This is a genomic window from Flavobacterium sp., from assembly GCF_029945805.1.
Taxonomy (GTDB): domain Bacteria; phylum Bacteroidota; class Bacteroidia; order Flavobacteriales; family Flavobacteriaceae; genus Flavobacterium.
In genome coordinates this window covers 60,194-78,523 of the sequence record NZ_JAQSDH010000007.1, presented here as the reverse complement: position 1 = coordinate 78,523, position 18,330 = coordinate 60,194, and the positions used below count along the sequence as shown (strand labels likewise).

The window sequence follows — 18,330 nt, the reverse complement described above, 5'->3', positions numbered from 1 at the left end:
AGAATGAATAAAAAACTTGGTTTAGATATTCCAATGGAAAAGCAAGTGCTTACCAAAGAAGATATCATCACCATTGTAAAATACTTAATTGAATTAATAAACGCGAAAGCCGATATTGATGATATTGATCACTTATCAAACCGTCGTGTTAGAACTGTTGGAGAACAATTGTCACAACAATTCGGTGTTGGTTTAGCGCGTATGGCGAGAACTATTCGTGAGAGAATGAACGTTAGAGATAACGAGGTGTTTACACCAATTGATTTGATTAATGCTAAAACATTATCGTCAGTGATCAACTCTTTCTTTGGTACAAACCAGTTGTCTCAATTTATGGATCAAACGAATCCACTAGCGGAGATTACGCACAAAAGAAGATTATCAGCACTAGGACCAGGTGGACTTTCAAGAGAAAGAGCAGGATTTGAGGTACGTGACGTTCACTATACGCACTACGGAAGACTTTGCCCAATTGAAACTCCAGAGGGACCAAATATTGGATTGATTTCGTCACTTGGTGTTTACGCTAAAGTGAACGGAATGGGATTCATCGAAACTCCGTATCGTAAAGTAACTAATGGTGTAGTTGATTTAACTTCTGAACCAATTTACTTAAGCGCTGAAGAAGAAGAAGGAAAAATGATTGCTCAGGCAAACATTGAAATGGATGCTAAAGGAAAAATTACTGCTGATAAAGTTATTGCCCGTGAAGAAGGCGATTTCCCAGTAGTTGATCCGAAACAAGTTCATTATACAGACGTTGCTCCTAACCAGATTGCTTCGATTTCGGCATCCTTAATTCCTTTCTTGGAACATGATGATGCGAATAGAGCGTTGATGGGATCTAACATGATGCGTCAGGCTGTACCATTGTTACGTCCTGAAGCACCAATTGTTGGAACTGGTCTTGAGCGTCAGGTTGCTTCTGATTCCAGAGTATTGATTAATGCTGAAGGAAACGGAACTGTTGAATATGTTGATGCGAATATGATTACCATCAAATACGACAGAACTGAAGCGGAAAGAATGGTAAGTTTTGATCCGGATGAGAAATCATATAACTTAATCAAATTCAGAAAAACGAATCAAAGTACCTCAATCAACTTGAAACCTATCGTAAGAAAAGGAGACAGAGTGAAATTGGGACAAGTACTTTGTGAAGGATATGCAACACAAAACGGAGAGTTGGCTTTAGGTAGAAACCTTAAAGTTGCCTTTATGCCTTGGAAAGGGTATAACTTCGAGGATGCAATTGTAATTTCTGAAAAAGTAGTTCGTGATGATATTTTTACTTCTATTCACGTTGATGATTATTCTTTGGAAGTTAGAGATACTAAATTAGGTAACGAAGAGTTGACTAATGATATTCCTAACGTTTCTGAAGAAGCTACTAAAGATTTGGATGAAAATGGAATGATTAGAATTGGTGCCGAAGTTAAACCTGGCGATATCCTAATCGGAAAAATTACACCAAAAGGAGAATCAGATCCAACTCCAGAAGAGAAATTGCTTCGTGCAATCTTCGGAGACAAAGCTGGTGATGTTAAAGATGCTTCATTGAAAGCCTCTCCATCATTACACGGTGTTGTTTTAGATAAAAAATTATTCGCTAGAGCGGTAAAAGATAAAAAGAAACGTACGAAAGATAAAGACGATTTGTCTGAATTGGAACTGGCGTTTGAAACGAAATTTGTTGAATTGAAAGACAAATTAGTTGATAAATTATTCCACATTGTAAACGGAAAAACATCGCAAGGTGTTATGAACGATTTAGGGGAAGAAGTTTTACCAAAAGGTAAAAAATACACGCTTAAAATGTTACACGCTGTTGAAGATTTCGCTCACTTAAACAAAGGACAATGGGTATCTGATGATGAATCAAATACGTTTGTTAATGACTTAATTCACAACTACAAAATCAAATTAAATGATTTACAAGGTGCATTAAGAAGAGAGAAATTTACCATCACTGTTGGTGACGAATTACCAGCTGGAATCTTAAAACTTGCTAAAGTGTACATCGCTAAGAAACGTAAACTGAAAGTAGGAGATAAAATGGCAGGACGTCACGGAAACAAAGGTATTGTGGCTCGTATCGTTCGTCATGAAGATATGCCATTCCTTGAGGATGGAACGCCAGTTGATATCGTACTGAATCCACTTGGTGTACCTTCTCGTATGAACATTGGTCAGATTTATGAAACGGTTCTGGGTTGGGCTGGACAAAAATTAGGTAGAACATATGCGACACCAATTTTTGACGGAGCAACATTAGATCAAATCAATGCTATAACGGATGAAGCTGGAATTCCACAATTTGGTCATACCTATTTGTATGATGGAGGAACGGGAGAACGTTTCCATCAAGCAGCAACGGTTGGAGTTATCTATATGTTGAAACTTGGACATATGGTTGACGACAAGATGCACGCACGTTCTATCGGACCATACTCTCTTATTACACAACAACCATTGGGTGGTAAAGCGCAATTTGGAGGTCAGCGTTTTGGAGAAATGGAGGTTTGGGCACTTGAGGCTTATGGAGCATCAAGCACGCTTAGAGAAATTTTGACGGTTAAATCGGATGACGTTATTGGTAGAGCTAAAACTTACGAAGCAATCGTTAAGGGTGAATCTATGCCAGAACCAGGATTACCAGAATCATTCAATGTATTGATGCATGAATTGAAAGGTCTTGGATTAGACATCAGATTAGAAGAATAATTTTAAGTTTAACGTTTAAAGTTTCAAGTTCTAAACCTGAAACTTTAAACGTTAAACAATTTTCAATAAGTTTTTAAAGATTTATACCCGTAAATCGTTCCGATTTTTTAGTAAACCTTTTGGTTTTCTAACTAGCACTTCAAAATTTAGGTTTGAAGTTTAGAGAAGTAATTCGAGGTAGTAGCTGGTTTTTAAAAGTAATTAATCCATAGTAATTAGTGATTAGCAAAGACTAAAGTCAAAAACTACTCACTATGCATCAATCACTAATCACTTTTAAAAATTAAATCTAAATTCAATTTTAATTGCAAATAAATCAATAGTAAAAACTATGATGAATAATAGAAACAATAACAATAATAGAGATCCTAAAAACACCATTAAGAGATTCGACAGAATTTCAATTGGTTTAGCTTCTCCAGAATCAATCTTGGCTGAGTCAAGAGGTGAAGTTCTGAAACCTGAAACCATAAACTACAGAACGCACAAACCAGAACGTGATGGTCTTTTCTGCGAACGTATTTTCGGTCCTGTTAAGGATTTCGAATGTGCTTGTGGAAAATACAAAAGAATCCGTTACAAAGGAATCGTTTGTGACCGTTGTGGAGTTGAAGTTACGGAGAAAAAAGTACGTCGTGATAGAGTAGGACACATCAATCTTGTTGTGCCAATAGCTCACATCTGGTACTTCCGTTCTTTACCAAACAAAATTGGATACATCCTTGGTTTACCTTCTAAGAAATTAGATATGATTATTTACTACGAAAGATACGTAGTAATTCAGGCAGGTATTGCAGTTAATGCAGAAGGGGAATCGTTAAAAAGATTAGATTTCTTAACAGAAGAAGAATACTTGAATATTCTTGATGCATTGCCTCAAGATAATCAATATTTAGATGATTTTGATCCAAATAAATTCGTTGCCAAAATGGGAGCTGAATGTATTATGGACTTACTAGCAAGAACGGATTTGAATGAGTTATCATACCAATTGCGTCACGCTGCTAATAATGAAACGTCTAAACAAAGAAAAACTGAAGCGTTAAAAAGATTGCAAGTGGTTGAGTCTTTCCGAGATTCAAACAAAAACAGAGAAAATCGTCCGGAATGGATGATTATGAAAGTGGTTCCGGTTATTCCACCAGAATTACGTCCTTTGGTGCCGCTTGATGGTGGTCGTTTCGCTACTTCCGATTTGAATGATTTATACAGAAGAGTGATCATCCGTAACAATCGTTTGAAAAGATTGATGGAGATTAAAGCGCCAGAAGTTATTTTAAGAAACGAGAAACGTATGTTGCAAGAATCAGTAGATTCATTATTTGACAACACACGTAAAGCTTCTGCTGTAAAAACAGAATCGAACAGACCATTGAAATCACTTTCTGATTCCTTAAAAGGAAAGCAAGGTCGTTTCCGTCAAAACTTATTGGGAAAACGTGTGGATTATTCTGCTCGTTCGGTAATTGTTGTTGGACCAGAAATGAAATTGTTCGAATGTGGTTTGCCTAAAGATATGGCTGCTGAACTCTACAAACCATTCGTTATACGTAAGTTAATCGAAAGAGGAATTGTAAAAACAGTAAAGTCGGCTAAGAAAATAATCGACAAAAAAGAACCTGTAGTTTGGGATATTCTTGAAAATGTGATTAAAGGACACCCGGTTATGCTTAACCGTGCGCCAACTTTGCACCGATTAGGAATCCAAGCGTTCCAACCAAAACTGATTGAAGGAAAAGCAATTCAATTACACCCATTAGTGTGTACTGCCTTCAACGCGGATTTTGATGGGGATCAGATGGCAGTTCACTTGCCACTTGGACCAGAAGCTATTTTGGAATGTCAGTTATTGATGTTGGCGTCACATAATATCTTGAACCCTGCGAATGGTGCGCCAATTACGGTTCCATCACAAGACATGGTTTTGGGTCTTTATTATATGACCAAAGAACGATTATCAGTTCCAGAGCATAAAATCTTAGGAGAAGGTTTAACTTTCTATTCTGCCGAAGAGTGTAATATCGCTATAAATGAAGGAAGAGTTGAATTGAATGCTCGTGTAAGAATTAGAGCAAAAGATTTCAACGAAGCTGGAGAATTAGTATACAAAATTATCCAAACTACTGCCGGTAGAGTACTTTTTAACGAAGTAGTTCCGCCAGCAGCAGGATACATCAATGAAGTATTGACTAAAAAATCTTTACGTGACATTATCGGAAAAATCCTTGCTGTAACTGATGTTCCTACAACGGCCGCTTTCCTTGATGAAATGAAAGATATGGGATATAAATTTGCCTTTAAAGGTGGTTTGTCATTCTCATTAGGTGATATTAGAATTCCAGAAGAAAAACCAAAATTAATTGCTGATGCACGTGTTCAGGTGGAAGGAATTTCTGCGAATTATAACATGGGTCTTATTACCAATAACGAACGTTACAACCAAGTTATTGATATCTGGACTTCTGCAAATGCACATTTGACAGAATTGGCGATGAAAAACATTAGAGAAGACCAACAAGGTTTCAACTCAGTGTATATGATGCTTGACTCTGGAGCAAGGGGTTCTAAAGAACAAATTCGTCAGTTAACTGGTATGCGTGGTTTGATGGCTAAGCCTAAAAAATCTACTGCTGGTGGTGGTGAAATTATTGAAAACCCAATTCTTTCTAACTTTAAAGAAGGTCTTTCGATTTTAGAATACTTTATCTCTACACACGGTGCTCGTAAAGGATTAGCAGATACCGCTTTGAAAACGGCAGATGCGGGTTACTTGACACGTAGATTACATGACGTTTCTCAAGACGTAATTGTAAACTCTGTAGATTGTGGTACTTTAAGAGGAATTGATGTTGCTGCTTTGAAGAAAAACGAGGAAATCGTTGAAACTTTAGGAGAAAGAATCCTTGGACGTGTTGCCTTGCAAGATGTAATTAATCCATTGAATAATGAAATATTAGTGCATTCTGGTGAGCAAATTACCGAAGCTATCGTTAAAGCGATTGAAGAATCTCCATTGGAAAGAGTTGACGTTCGTTCTCCTTTAACTTGTGAAGCTAAAAAAGGTATTTGTGCTAAATGTTACGGAAGAAACTTGGCAACAGGTAAAATGACTCAAAGAGGAGAAGCTGTTGGTGTAATTGCCGCACAATCTATTGGAGAGCCAGGAACACAGTTGACACTTCGTACCTTCCACGTTGGTGGAGTTGCGGGTGGTGTTTCTGAAGAATCTACTATTGTAGCAAGATTTGGTGGTAAACTAGAAATTGAAGATTTGAAAACTGTTATCGGAGAAGATGCAGATGGGAAAAAAGTAGATATCGTAGTTTCTCGTTCAACGGAATTGAAATTAGTGGATACTAAAACAGGCATATTATTAAGTACACACAACATTCCTTACGGTTCTGTTATCAGCGTAAAAGACGGTGATGTAGTTGAAAAAGGAGCTGTTATCTGTAAATGGGATCCCTATAATGGAGTAATCGTTTCTGAATTTACTGGAAAAATTGCTTATGAAGATTTAGAACAAGGTCAATCGTTTATGGTTGAAATTGATGAGCAAACCGGTTTCCAAGAAAAAGTAATTTCAGAAGGAAGAAACAAAAAATTAATCCCAACCTTATTGGTTTACGGTAAAGACGGCGAATTAATCCGTTCTTACAACTTACCAGTTGGAGCACACCTTATGGTAGAAGATGGAGAGAAAATTAAAGCAGGTAAAATCCTTGTGAAAATTCCTCGTCGTTCTTCTAAAGCAGGAGATATTACTGGAGGTTTACCAAGAATTACCGAGTTATTAGAAGCTCGTAATCCTTCAAACCCAGCAGTAGTTTCTGAAATTGATGGTGTGGTTTCTTTTGGAAAAATCAAAAGAGGTAACCGTGAGATCATTATCGAATCTAAATTTGGTGAAATCAAGAAATACTTAGTTAAATTATCGGCTCAAATTCTTGTGCAAGAAAATGACTTCGTAAAAGCGGGAGTGCCTTTATCCGATGGAGCAATTACGCCAGAAGATATCTTAAGAATTCAAGGGCCATCAGCTGTTCAGCAGTATTTGGTTAACGAAATTCAAGAAGTATACCGTTTGCAAGGGGTGAAAATCAACGACAAGCACTTTGAAGTTGTGATCCGTCAGATGATGCGTAAAGTACGTGTTGAAGATCCGGGAGATACGTTGTTCCTAGAAGAACAATTAATCCACACAGCCGATTTCTTGGTTGAAAACGATAAATTGTACGGAATGAAAGTGGTAGAAGATGCAGGTGATTCTCAAGTGTTAAAACCAGGTCAAATTGTTTCTCCACGTGAATTGCGTGATGAAAATTCATTATTGAAACGTAATGATAAAAATCAGGTTTCTGCTCGTGAGGTAATTACGGCTACTGCTACTCCAGTATTACAAGGTATTACAAGAGCATCGTTACAAACCAAATCATTCATCTCGGCAGCATCGTTCCAAGAGACAACAAAAGTATTGAACGAAGCAGCAGTTGCTGGTAAAGTGGATACGCTTGAAGGTCTTAAAGAAAATGTTATCGTTGGACATAGAATCCCTGCAGGAACAGGTATGAGAGATTACGATCATACTATTGTAGGTTCTAAAGAAGACTATAATGAGATTATGGCCAGTAAAGAAGAGTATATCTATTAAAGCCCACCCTAACCCTCCCAAAGGGAGGGAATTAGGAATGAGTTAAATAAACTAAGCCACTATTTTAAGTTTTAAATTAGTGGCTTTTTAATATCAAATTTTAAATATTAAATATCAAATATCAAATATTTAAAATCTAATATCTAATTTCTAATATCTAAAATCTAATATCAAATATCAAATGAGCGATAACAACCAACAACAAGGGCAAATCAATATCGAATTGGATGAAAAAACCGCTGAGGGAATTTATTCCAACTTGGCCATAATTAATCATTCGCCATCAGAATTCGTAGTCGATTTTGTAACCATTATGCCGGGCGTGCCTAAGGCAAAAGTCAAATCTAGAATTGTGTTAACTCCGCAACATGCTAAACGTTTTCTAAAGGCATTGGGTGAAAACATTCATAGGTTTGAACAAGTAAATGGTGAAATTAAAGATACAGAGCAACCACAAATTCCGTTGAATTTTGGTACGGCTGGTCAGGCGTAAAAAACTAAATTTTTTAAATACATAAAAACGGCTGCTTCCTAAAATTTGGGAGCAGCTTTTTTTATTTGTACTAATTTTCAGCGCCTTATATTTTTATTTTTTGTCTTTTGTTATTCTTTTTTTTATTGGGTACACTAAAATTTTAGGGTTAATAGTACAACGCAAACGTTTGCGAAAATTTATTCAACTGATAACATTGTTAACATCATTTTTTTTGTAATTTAGCGTTTCCTAAATCGATTTCGTACTACGAACTTGAAAAATATTTTACTTCAAGTTCTTTTTTTTGCGATTAGTTGCAACGCATTTATTTACCCAATTATAAATTTAAAAAGATTATTAATACCACTCTATTTATGAATAATTTTACTTCAACTGTTTTTATATTTCGTACTCACGCTTTTAAAAATTTTGTAACAACTTTAGGGTTGGTTTTGACTTTATTGATAAGCTCAAATTCTTATGGGCAGACAACTGTGACTGCTAGTGGAATGACAAATACATGTCCAGCAGCGCCAACAACAACTTGGGCAACACCACCAACTGGATTAACTTTTTCCAATATCACAAAAGGTGCAGGAGTATCATGCTCAACTTTAACAACAGGTATTTCGGGGACAGGTTTTAATGGAACTCTGGCTGCAAATATCACAGCAAGTGCTTGGTATTCTTTTACAATTACAAGTGATGCTTCAACAGCTTTTACATTAAATAATTTAAATATAATTTCACAAGTTAGTTCTGCAACAGGAAGCCCAAATGTTAGTGTGCAATATAGTACTAACGGAGGAACAACAAAGACTGTTGTTGGTTCATATACACCAACAACAACATCAACTACGTATACAATAACTCCTGGGTCTGCAATTTCAGTTCCTGCAAGTACATCCTTAATTATTTATATAATTCCAAATAATTTAACAGTATCTACTACGACTTGTAGAATAACTAATTCTTCAACAGTGAGTGTTACAGCCGCAGCTGCTGGCCCAACAGTAAACGGAACCATTGCCGCAAACGAATATGGAGTTCATACTAACGGAAGCAATCAACAAACCAATGCGATTACTTGGTACAACACCGCTAATGCTACAAATTTATATTTTGGTATTGGTGCAACCAGCAATAACTCAAGCGAAGCTGCAGTTGTCTATTTAGACGTTAACCCAATTGTACCAGTAAATGGCGGAACAAACACCAATGGCACCAATGTTGGCTACGCATACGATAGAAGTACCGTTAATCCTGCTTTTAGAGCCGATTATGTATTGTATTTTAAAAGTGGGTATTATGAATTAAGAGCCGCAGATGGCAGTGGTGGTTGGAGCGCAAGTCCTGTAACCACTGGTTTAACTTATGCGCAATCGGGTGCAGGAGCAACTCAAACACAAGAAATTTCAATTCCTTGGAGTTTATTGGGAGGTTCACAACCTGCTTCTTATAATTTTTCGGTGTACAAAGTTTATGATGTTTCTGCATCAAATAATGGTATCTATGGTCAACTTCCTGCTAATAATCCAGGTGGTGCTCAAAATCAAACTGCATATACATTAAGTAACAACAGATATCAAACCGTATCGGCAACAACAACCACATTACCTTTTTCTAGAATTTCTTATTGTCAGCCAATAGCGGTTACTACCAATGATTTTGGTTCTGCTTCATTTTATGATTTTACTGTAAATCCAGGTTCTGGTTTTCAAGTAGCAAGAAGTGCTACTGCTGGTGGAGCTTGGACAATAAGCGGAAACTTAGTAGTAGGTTCGGGTAATTTATATTTTGGAAGTGGCGGAAGTACTTTTGGAACTACCACCGTAGGAAATATTAATGTTGTAGGAGGTACTTTAAATATGGACCAAACCAGTGTGCCAATGAATGTTAGTGGTACAGTTGCCATAGCCTCTGGTGCCACTTTGGCATTATCTGGAGCTGTAGGTGGTGATTTGAATGTAGGAGGCAACTGGTCGAATTTAGGAACATTTACTCCTTCAACACGATTGGTACAATTTAATGGTACTGTTGCACAAACATTAACAGGAGCAACAACATTTGATTACATAAAAATGAATAACAGTGCTGGTTTAACATTGAACAATGCAGTAACTGTAACTACAAACTTAGATTTAACATTGGGTAAAATTAACCTTGGTGCTAATAATTTAACTTTAGCCGCTGCTGCAGGTGCTACTAATGCTAGTGCAACAGGCTATGTAGTTACTAACAGTACTGGTGCTTTTATAAAAAATAGTGTGGGTAATACCGCAACCGCTTTTCCGGTAGGATTGGCAGCTTCCTATACACCTTTATCAGTTACTAACACAGGAACTACTAATAATTTATCGTTAGTAGTTACTGCACCACCGGCTAATGTTGTATCTGATGCTACAAAAATTGTTAATTTAGAATGGAATTTAAATGCTGGAGGTTCTGGTGCTGTGGCAAATGTGACTTTCAACTGGAATACCCCAAGTAATGTTGGTGCTTCATATGTTGCAACAGGAACTGGTGAATTAGGGAATTATACAGCTGGTCCAAATTATGCTATAACAGCAATTGGTGCTATGGCAGGAACAACAAAAACCGTTTCAGGTATAGCATTATCCAGCGGAAGTAATAAGTTGGTTTTAGGAAATACAAGTGCTGTCTATGCTACACCACCAAGTAACGATAATTGTACTGGTGCTTTAGCTTTAACTTTAGATGCAGCAGCAATAACTGGAATTACAGCTAATGCAACCCTGTCTTTGGCTGCAAGCTGTGCAGGAACAGCTAATGATGATGTTTGGTATTCTTTTACTACTGGAGCTGCAGGTACATATACGGTTACAGTAGTGGGTTCTGCCTCTTTTGATGCTGTTGTTGATGTTCGTTCTGGAGCTTGTAATGGAACTAATATATTTTGTGCTGATGTAACAGCTAGTGGTGGTACTGAAACAGTCACTGCAACAGGTTTAGCTGCTAGTACAACTTATTATATTAGAGTTTATGATTTTGGTTCTGGTGTTCCTGCAACAACTTCTTTTACAATAGCAGTTGCATCGCCTCCTGCAACATTGTCTACCAATGGCACAACAATTCTAACTTTTAGTACAACACAAGGTCCATTAACACAATCAGCTTCACAAACGTTTAACTTGTCGGGTTCAAATTTAACAGGAGCGCCCGGAACTATAACAGTTACTGCTCCAAATACAAACTTTGAGGTATCTAACAACAATTCATCTTGGGGTGCAATAACAACTATTGCTTATTCAAGTGCAACCTTGGCTTCTACACCAGTATATGTTCGTTTTACACCTCAATCATCTGGAGCAAAAACAGGTAACCTTACTTTTAGTGGTGGCGGTACATCAGGAAACCCAACCATAGCGCTAACCGGAACAGGTGTTTTACCTGCACCAGTTGCTAATGCGGCAACCACAATTTCCGCTACTTCATTTGACGCAAATTGGAGTGCTGTAACAGGTGCTTCATCGGGCTATTTATTAGATGTTAGTACGTCAGCTACTTTTGGGACATCATCTTTAGCTACTTTGAATGAAGGTGCAGAAACAGGAGGATTGACTGGTGCTTATCAATCAGGTACTTTTACTTTAGGGTCGGGTTCATGGACAGTTGTGAATGCGTTAAAAGCAAGTGGTACAAATATTAACACTGGTACAGGCGGTTTTCAGTTGCAAGGTGGTACAAGCGCATCAGCGACATCACCAAGTTTAAATAATGTTAGCACTTTAACTTTTTATGCTAAAAGAGGAGCAACCGCAACAAATTTAATAGTTCAAAAAATAGTTTCAGGTGTTACTACACCACTGCAAACTATCGCATTAACTACAACTTTTACTCAATATACTATTTCCGTTAATGACTCAAGTACAGCAGTTCAAATTGTTTTTTTAAACGGTGCAGCTGTTTCATATGTTGATGATGTTGTTATTGGGTATACAAATGTTACTCCATCATTTGTAACCGGATATAATGCTAAACCAATTGCTGGTCAAGCTACAGTAACAGCTCCAGTAACAGGTTTAACTGCTGACACTACCTATTATTATAGACTTCGTGCTACTGATGGAACACCATCTGCTTATTCTAATGTTATTACGGTTAATCCCGCTTCAAGAGGTGGTTCAGTTACCGCTGATCAAACTATTTGTTCAGGTACTGCTCCAGCTACTTTAACTTTGGCGGGTAATAACGGTACAGTAGTAAAATGGCAAAGTGCAACTAACACTGCTTTTACTGGTGCAGTTGATATAGCAAACACTACTTCTACTTTAACAGATGTTGCAATAGGTAACTTAACAACTACAACTTATTTTAGAGCTGTGGTTCAAAGTTTCACTAATCCAACTGCCAATTCTACTTATGCAACTATTACTGTAGCACAATCACCAACTTTTGCCAACTTGCAATCACCACCATCAGGAGTTGTTTGTCAAACAAGTACTTTTGATGTCTTTGGTCAAGTATATCAGGCAGGTGTAACCGAGTCAGCTGGCGCAGGAGCTGGAATAACAGCACAATTTGGTTATAATGGTTCGAATACCGACCCAGCTACTTGGACCAATTGGACCAATGCCACATTTAATTCACAAGTGGGTAACAATGATGAATACAAATATACTTTTACACCGCCAGCAGCAGGAACCTATTATTATACGTTTAGATATCGTCAAGGAACTTGTACCTACGTTTACGGAGGTTACTCGGGTTCTGGTGGAGGTTTCTGGAATGGAACATCTAATTTAAATGGCGTATTGACTGTAAATAGCAGTGCTGTACATACCATTAGTTTATCAAGTGGTACAGGAACCAATACGCAAGCATTTTGTGAAAACACTGCTATACCAACTGCTATCACATACACTGTAGGTGGAGGTGCCACTGGTGCCGGAGTTACTGGTTTGCCATCAGGAATGTCAGGAAGCTACAATGCAGGAACTTTCGCAATTACCGGAACGCCAACGGCAAGTGGTACTTATAATTATACTGTAACCACAACAGGAAACGGTTGTGCAACTGCAGTAACGGCAACAGGAACGGTAACTATTTCAAGTGCATTAGATTTTGCCAACTTACAATTCCCAGGTTCTGGAACAATTTGTCAAGGAGCAACGCTTATTGCATATGGTCAAGTTTATGAGCCTGGAGTAACTCAAGGTGCTGGACAAGGGTCCGGAATTACGGTACAGTTTGGATATGATGCAACCAATACAAACCCATCTACTTGGACAACATGGACAGCGGCTTCTTATAGTTTAGATTCAGTGAATAATGACGAATATTTATATACATTCACTCCACTATCATCAGGAACTTTTTATTATACTTTCCGTTACAAACAAGGTAGTTGTGATTGGCAGTATGGTGGATATTCTTCTGGAGGCGGCGGTTTTTGGAATGGAACAACTAATGTAAATGGTGTTCTTACTGTGAACCAAAACACTGCAGGAGCTGCATCTTCAACTCCAGCATTGTGTATCAATACTGCTTTAACCAATATCACTCATGCAACAACTGGAGCTACTGGAATTGGAGCGGCAACAGGTTTACCAGCAGGAGTAACAGCAGCTTGGGCTTCTAATGTGATTACAATTAGTGGAACACCATCGGCTTCTGGAACATTCGGCTACAGCATTCCGGTAACAGGAGGTTGTGGAAGTGTTAATGCTACGGGTACAATCACGGTTACCCCATTAAATACAATAGCAGCAGGCACAAGCCAAACGGTTTGTATCAATACCGCTATTACGAATATTACCTTAACAACAACTGGAGCAACCGGAGCGACATTCGCGGGTTTACCAGCAGGTGTAACAGGTTCGTGGGCAGCAGATGTTGTTACGATTAGTGGTACACCAACGGTATCAGGAACTTTCAATTATACGGTAACCACCACAGGAGGATGTTTACCAGCAACTACAGGTGGAACAATTACGGTTGTTATAAACACTTGGATAGGAACTACTACTTCATGGACAACACCAGGCAATTGGTCTTGTGGTGTTCCGATATCTACAGCTAATGTTAGAATTAGTTCAGCAGCAGCTTATCCTGAAATTTCTTCAGATGTTACGATTAATAGTATTCTACTAGACTCTGGAACAACTTTAAAAGTTAATTCAACATTTGATTTAACCGTTACCGATGTAATTGCTAATGAAGGTACATTAACCATAGAAAATAATGCCAATTTGTTGCAAACAAATAACGTATCCAATACTGGAGCTGGTTCAACAATAGTTAAACGTAACAGTTCAGCATTGAAACGTTTAGATTATACCTTATGGTCATCTCCAGTTACTGGGCAAGGGCTATATGCGTTCTCTAAGTTTACGTTGCCTAATCGCTTTTATGTTTATAATACGGGTACTGATTTATACAGCAATTCAGTTGGGTTTAGTTTAACGAATTTGCAATTTCCAGCTCCTTTGGTTAATGATGAACTTCAAATTGGTGTTAATGGTACAGATGGTAATAATGTTCCATTTACAACCGGAAAAGGTTACTTGATACGTGTTCCTTACAATCATCCAACAACGCCTGCTGTTTACAACGGTGTATTTACTGGAGTTGCAAACAATGGTGATATTTTACCAACTATATCAACAGCATTAAATGGGTTTAATGCAGTAGGAAATCCTTATCCGTCAAGACTTAATGTACACAATTTTATTGATGGTAATACTAACATCACTGGACCATTGTATTTCTGGAGAAAAACAAATAATTCCGGAATATCCACTTCGTATGCTACGCTAACTAAAACAGCTTATGTTGCCAATGGTGCCACGGGCGGAGATACGGGAGCTGGGTTCTTTAACACAGGAAATGAAACCAACTGGGTAATTAATGTCGGTCAAGGTTTTATTGTAAAAGCTACTAGCGGTTCAACAATAAACTTTACTAATAGTATGCGAAGAAGTTCAAATGCAGATCAATTTTTCAGAAATGCACAAGCTAATACTTCAGTAAACAACGGCTTGTATTGGTTGAATTTAACAGATAATACAGGTGTTTATAGTCAAATGGCTGTAGGGTATAGCTCTGAAGGAACCGTCGGTTTTGATAGAGGTATTGATGGAGAAAATATTAATGAAGAATTTTATTTAACAAGTTTGATAGGTGCTGATGAATATTCAATTCAAGGGCGACCTGATTTTGATTCGAGTGATATCGTTCCATTGTCTTATAAAGCGACAACGATTGGTAGTTATACTATTTCAATTGACCATACGGCTGGAGCATTCACAGCTGCTACTCAAGCAATCTATCTAAAAGATAATTTGACTAACACTATAAATAATTTAAATACTGCAGGGTATTCTTTTACTTCTGTCGCAGGAACTTTTAACAATCGTTTTGAAATTGTTTATCAAACACAATTAGTAAATCCAACTTTCACTGCAAATACGGTTGTGATCTACAATGAAAACAATGAGTTTGTAGTTAATTCTGGAAATGCAATCATGGCATCCATAAAAGTGTTTGACATCAGAGGAAGATTGATTGAAGAGAAAATCGCAATCAACGCAAATCAAACGACCATAAAAGGGGGATTGGCAAATCAAGTGTTATTAGTTCAAATTACTTCAGAAGATGGGGTTGTAGTTACTAAGAAAGTGATTAAGTAAAATATACTTTTTATTTTTTTAAAAAATCCCCACTAGAAATAGCGGGGATTTTTTTTTAATCTATAACTCAAATCCAATTGTTATATCAAAATGTTATAATTAGACAATTATTACCGTTTATCGAGTATAAATTGTTATAATTAGACAATTATTACCGTTTAACGAGTTTAATGTGACTTTTGACGAAATTTATCATTACTAATTGATTCTTGTTTTATTTTTGTTCCTTATGAATTATTTGTCCAGCATTGGTTTAGCGCTATAAATACTACATAAAATATAAATAAAGGCATTTTAACGACTAATATTGCATTTTGTCGATAAAATACTTTTTTTATCTGTAAAAAATTAACTAATTTGTTTCCTTAAAATAAATATTGAATTTAATGTCAAATGATAAATTAAGATAGATATGAAAAAATTAGTACATAATTTTAAGTTTTTAGCAGTATTGATTGTATTGTTAAGTTTGTTTGGCATAGGAAAAGTTTCTGCTCAGACAAATACATTAAACACTGGTGGTGGAAACTGGACAACTGCGGGTAACTGGTCTTTAGGTATTGTCCCTACAGCTGCTCACGATGTTGTTATACCAAATAACCGAACAGTTACTGTTAACACTGCAGCGGTTTGTAATACTTTCACAATAAGTAATGGTAATAACGTAGGTACTGTAACTATTAGTACTGGTCAATCATTAACGGTTTCTGGTGCAGTTTCAATTGGAGCTGGTACTGGTGCGGGTGATAATAAAGTTATAGCTGTTGGTTCGGGTTCTTTTTCTTGTGCTTCTATTAATGTGACAGCAACAGGAAATTCCAACAGATCTTCTGGAGTAACCCTCTCTACCGGCACTGTCACAGTCGATGGAGATGTTACTATGGGTGATGCCAATGATGACTTTACTTTTACTAATACTGGAACATTAAATATTGGTGGAACAATGAGTGGCGGAACTTTTACAGCATCAACAGGAACTGTAAATTACAACGGAACTGGTGCGCAAAGTATCGGTACTTACACATATAATAATTTAACCACTTCAACAAGCGGAATAAAAACATTACCAACAGGTTCTTTAATAAATGGAATAGTTCGAGTTCAAGCAACGTCAACTTTAGAATATGGTGCTGCAAATTTAATAGGAACAGGTGCTTTTCAATTGAATGGAGGCACTTTTAGTACTGGTGCTACAGCAGGTTTTACGGATACAGTAGGCGTTTTAACCTTATTGGAAGATTCAAATATTAAATTAGGAACAGGTAACCATACCTTAACTTTTGCTAATAGTAGCGGAGCTAGTTGGACTGCAGGAAAAAAACTAACTATTACAGGATGGCTTGGAGGTTATAATGGAACTGCAGCTGGTGGTACAAATCCAAAACTATTTGTTGGTACCGCTAATACGCATTTAACAACAGCACAAAAAGCTCAAATTCAGTTTTTTAATGGTACTTCGTTATACGCAGCTACGCAATTAGCAAGTGGAGAAGTAGTGCCAACAGCTACATTAGTAAATGGTCTATATAGTTTTTCTCCCACTTCAGTTTGTCCAGGAGGCTCCATAACAATAACAGGTTTAGGTTTTACAGGCGCATCAGTAGTTAGAGTTAATGGTGTAGCCGTTTCTAGTTTTACAGTTGTTTCTAATACTACTATAACTGCAATTTTAACAACTTCTAATACAACAGGATTAGTAACTGTAATTAATGGTGCTAATACTTATAATAGTTTGTCTAGTTTAGCAGTTATACCATCACCAACTGCGGTGACTGCAGCAGCAAGCGCAGCAGCAATTTGTAATGGTGGAAGTGTTGATTTGACATCGAGTGCCACCTCTAATTCAGCTACTGCAACGACTTTGTTAACACAGAACTTTAATGGAACACCAGCAGGTTGGACTACAACTAATACCAGTACAGGGGGAACTCCTGCCAATGCTGCTTGGACGTTGAGAGCAAATGGGTATAACGATGGTAACGAAACATTTAACAGCAATGATACTTCACAATTTTATTTAAGTAACAGTGATTCTCAGGGAACTGGAGGCACAACAAATACCACATTAACATCTCCTGCTTTTAGTACTTTAGGAATGGGTACGGCTACTTTGTCATTTTATCATTATTATAGATTTAATGGAACAGAGAGTGCCAATGTCGATATTTCAACTGATGGAATAAATTGGACTTTAGGTGCTTTAACTTATACTTCAACACAAGGTGCACGAAATGGATTTGTGCAAGCAACATTAAATTTATCATCCTTCTTGAATCAACCCGCAGTTTATGTTCGTTTTAGATATGTTGCTAATTTTGACTGGTATTGGGCAATAGACAATGTCACTGTAACTTCAACACCAGCTACACCAGCTATCAGTTATGCTTGGACATCAACTCCTGGAGGTTATACTTCTTCAACTCAAAATCCAACAGGTGTTTCGCCAACAGTGAATACTACTTACACGGTAACAGCTACTAATAATTATGGTTGCACGGCAACTGCAACAACTGCAACAGTAACGGTTACTCCATTAAATACTATAGCAGCAGGAATTAATGTAACGAATTGTTTTAATAGCGCAATCACTACTATTACTTTAGCTACAACGGGAGCTACCGGAGCTACATTTAGTGGTTTACCAGCAGGTGTTTCAGGGTCATGGTCTGCGAATGTTGTCACAATAAGTGGCACACCGACAGCTTCTGGAGCATTTAATTATACAGTAACTACTACAGGTGGATGTCCGCCAGCAACAACTACAGGTACAATTACGGTTACTCCATTAAATACTATAGCAGCAGGAATTAATGTAACGAATTGTTTTA

General features: G+C 37.2%; 4 protein-coding genes and 1 pseudogene. All 5 read left to right on the top strand.

Annotation, left to right across the window (positions count from 1 at the left end; translation table 11 throughout):
• Positions 1 to 2,724: DNA-directed RNA polymerase subunit beta (gene rpoB, locus PSU83_RS01565; protein WP_300585933.1), on the top strand; the 2,724-nt coding region annotated here is incomplete at its 5' end.
• Positions 2,725 to 3,055: 331 nt separating this feature from the next.
• Positions 3,056 to 7,375 (top strand): DNA-directed RNA polymerase subunit beta', encoded by a 4,320-nt coding sequence (gene rpoC, locus PSU83_RS01560; protein ID WP_300585931.1) that lies wholly within the window; start codon positions 3,056 to 3,058, stop codon positions 7,373 to 7,375.
• 181 nt (positions 7,376 to 7,556) lie between these two features.
• Complete coding sequence (locus PSU83_RS01555) at positions 7,557 to 7,868, top strand: DUF3467 domain-containing protein (RefSeq protein ID WP_300585930.1); 312 nt, start codon at positions 7,557 to 7,559, stop codon at positions 7,866 to 7,868.
• Between the two features lie 356 nt (positions 7,869 to 8,224).
• A complete protein-coding gene (locus PSU83_RS01550) occupies positions 8,225 to 15,502 on the top strand; it encodes a T9SS sorting signal type C domain-containing protein (protein ID WP_300585928.1) in 7,278 nt (2,425 codons plus the stop codon).
• Between the two features lie 412 nt (positions 15,503 to 15,914).
• Positions 15,915 to 18,330 (top strand): annotated as a pseudogene (locus PSU83_RS01545) (hypothetical protein); the annotation flags it as partial.

Excerpts from the sequence above, each read along its gene's own strand:
- rpoC (WP_300585931.1), top strand. The coding sequence starts at position 3,056 with ATGATGAATAATAGAAACAATAACAATAATAGAGATCCTAAAAACACC.
- PSU83_RS01555 (WP_300585930.1), top strand. The coding sequence starts at position 7,557 with ATGAGCGATAACAACCAACAACAAGGGCAAATCAATATCGAATTGGAT.
- PSU83_RS01550 (WP_300585928.1), top strand. The coding sequence starts at position 8,225 with ATGAATAATTTTACTTCAACTGTTTTTATATTTCGTACTCACGCTTTT.